3 protein-coding genes are annotated in these 3,076 nt (G+C 66.7%); all 3 read left to right on the top strand.

Translation table 11 applies throughout. The annotated features are described in order from the left end of the window. Positions 1-946, top strand: a 946-nt coding sequence (locus ACEW8G_RS03050; RefSeq protein ID WP_373486973.1) for an MATE family efflux transporter, incomplete at its 5' end; no start/stop codon positions are given. 83 nt (positions 947-1,029) lie between these two features. Further along, positions 1,030-2,058, top strand: coding sequence for a glycosyltransferase (locus ACEW8G_RS03045; RefSeq protein ID WP_373486972.1), 1,029 nt, complete (start codon positions 1,030-1,032; stop codon positions 2,056-2,058). A 159-nt stretch (positions 2,059-2,217) separates the two neighbouring features. After that, on the top strand, positions 2,218-3,076 hold an 859-nt coding region (locus tag ACEW8G_RS03040; protein ID WP_373486971.1), incomplete at its 3' end, for a cell wall hydrolase.

Raw genomic sequence — 3,076 nt, 5'->3', positions numbered from 1 at the left:
CGCGCACGAGGCGGCGGTGACCTACATCCGCATCGTCGCCCCCTTCGGCCCGGTGACGGTGGTCGGCATGGTGTGCTCAGGCCTGCTGCGCGCCTATGGCGACGCGCGCCGCTCGATGAACACCACGCTGGCGATGGCGCTGGGCAATGCGGTGTTCGACCCGCTGCTGATGTTCGGACTGGGATGGGGCTTCGTCGGCGCGGCATGGGCCACCGTGATCGCCATCGGCATGATGGCGGTGACCGGGCTGGTGCCGGTGCTGCGCGTCTATGGCGGCTTTGCCATGCCGACGCGCGCCAGCTTCGTCGCCAACCTGCCGGACATCCGGGCGATCATGGGGCCGGCGGTGCTCACCAACCTCGCCACTCCGATTGGCGGCATCATCGCCTTCCGGCTGATCGCCGACTATGGCGAGGCGGCGGTGGCGAGCTATGCGGTGATCGGGCGGATCATCCCGGTGGCGTTCTGCCTGCTGTTCTCGCTCTCGGGATCGATCGGCCCCATCGTTGGCCAGAACTACGGCGCGGGGCAGATCGCGCGGGTGCGCGGCGCGATCGACCGGGCGGTGCTGTTCGCCATCGGCTACACGCTGCTGATCTGGCCGGTGCTGATACTGGCGAGCGATGGCATCGGCGCGATCTTCGACCTGCCAGCGGGCGGCATGGACCTGATCCACGCCTTCGCCTGGTTGGTGGTGCCGCTGTTCTTCTTCAACGGGCTGCTGTTCATCTCGAACGCGGCCTTCAACAACCTCGACCGCGCGGGCTGGTCAAGCTGGATCAGCTGGGGTCGCAACACCATCGGCGTGCTGCCGCTGGCGATACTGGGCAGCAGCATCGGCGGGGCGCCGGGCGTGCTGATTGGGCAGGCGCTGGGCGGGGTGCTGTTCGGGCTGGGGGCCTATTGGTTGACCCGCCACCGGGTAAATCAGCTGTCCTTAAAGTAGGTTAACGGGTTTTACCCACCTTGTGTGCCAAGCTACAGGAGGGGAATACCAGCGCACCTTCCCCGCGCGCCACTGGAACCACGATGACCACCACCGAGCCACCGCTGATCTCCGTTCTGATGAGCGTCTACAACGGCGAACGCTATGTCGCAGAGGCGATCCAGAGCATCCTCGGCCAGACCGAACCGCGCTTCGAGTTCCTGATCGTCAACGACGGCTCTAGCGATGCATCGGCATTGATCCTCGACCGCTATGCCGCGCAGGACAGCCGCATCCGGGTGATCCATCAGGCCAACCGGGGGCTGATTGCCAGCCTCAACCTGCTGCTCGACGAGGCACGTGCGCCGCTGGTCGCGCGGATGGACTGCGATGACGTATCGCGGCCAGAGCGCTTTGCGCGCCAGCTCGCGCATATGGTGGCGCACCCCGATGTCGCGGTGCTGGGCTCCAACACCGATGAGCTAGATGCCGATGGCGCGCTGTTCCCGTGCGAAGACTTCCACCCGCTCGACCACGCATCGATCTGTGCAAGGCTGCTCCAAAGGAGCGCGATCTGCCATCCATCGGTGGTGATGCGGCGCGACATCATCCGCGCGCTGGGCGGCTATCGTGCCGCCTTCAGGCACTGCGAGGACTTCGACCTTTGGCTGCGCGTTGCCGAGCAGCACACGATGGCAAATCTGCCCGACCGGCTGTTGCTGTATCGGCGCTCCCCGGGCCAGGTAAGCGAGCAGCACATTGTGGTGCAGGCCATCGGCGCGGCGTGCGCGCGTCACGCAGCACGCGAGCGGCAGGCAGGACGTCCTGATCCGTTCGTCGGCATGGCCAGCCTGCCCCCGCTCGACCAAATGGACGCCGTAGTGGGCACCAGCGGACTGGGCGCACGGCTGCGGATGGAGGTGATCGACAGTGTCAAATACTCGCGCCACGCGCTTGAGGCGGGCGGGCTAGCCATGATGAAGCTACACCTGCGCGAGGGGGGCCCCAAGGCTGACTTCTGGCGCACCGCCGGGCGCATGGTCAAGCTGGGCATGATCCCGCAGGCGTTCAGCCTGAGCATCGACTTGCTGCGTGCCCAAACCGGTTGGCGACATCGCCTGCCCGCGCGTTAACACCTGCCTGAACTCGCGTCCCAAGCCGGGACAGCGCCATCAGTGCGGCTGTCTTGGTAACCTTGGATGCGCTAAAGCGACCTCAAACGCCCCCACCGTTAAGGACCATTCGACCCGATGCCCTCTGCCACCGCCCGTAGATCAGCCCCCAGAGCGAGCATGACGCGGCGCGAATGGCTTGCATGGCTGCTGCTGTCGTTGGTGCTTTCGCTGGGGGCGTCGCAGTTGGTGCGCGCACAGCGCGGTGACGACATGGCCATCGCAGCGCGCTATCAGCCAGCCGCAGGTCTGCCGTTCGAACAGGCGGGCGAGAACTTCCCGGGCTCCGCATTCTACTACCTCGATGACGACGGTGCCTTTGCTGTGCCTATCCCAGCGGTGCTGACCAGCGATGGGGGTAACCTTGGACTGGGCGAGCCATCGCGCAGCCTCATCGCGCGCGGCTCGATTGTTGACCGGTCGCGGGCGCTGCAGTGCCTGACCGCGGCGATCTACTACGAGGCGGCGATGGAGCCCGACGCCGGCCAGCAGGCGGTGGCGCAGGTGGTGCTCAACCGGCTGATGCACCCAAGCTACCCCAACACGGTGTGCGGCGTCGTCTATCAGGGCTCGGAGCGCAGCACCGGCTGCCAGTTCACCTTCAGCTGCGATGGCGCAATGGCGCGCGCCCCAAGCACGGTGTTCTGGCAACGCGCCCGGCGGGTGGCAGAGCGTGCCTTGACCGGCTATGTTTATGCGCCCGTGGGCACAGCCACCCACTATCACACCACCGAAGTGTCACCCTATTGGGCACCCAGCCTCGACTTCATCGGCACCATCGGTGCGCATCGCTTTTACCGTTGGCAGGGCGCCGCCGGACGCCGCGCAGCGTTTGTTCAGGCGCATGTCGGCAACGAGCCGTTTCCGGGCCCCAAGCCGCGCAGTCTGGTTGTCGCCGCCGGCGCTGCCGATGCGCTTGATCCGCTGACGCTGGCGCGCACCTACGAGGCGGCGAGGCTGCGCGCCGAGGCCGAGACTG

This window comes from Blastomonas sp. (assembly GCF_041747255.1).
GTDB lineage: Bacteria > Pseudomonadota > Alphaproteobacteria > Sphingomonadales > Sphingomonadaceae > Blastomonas.
This window is presented reverse-complemented; position numbering and strand designations above follow the sequence as displayed.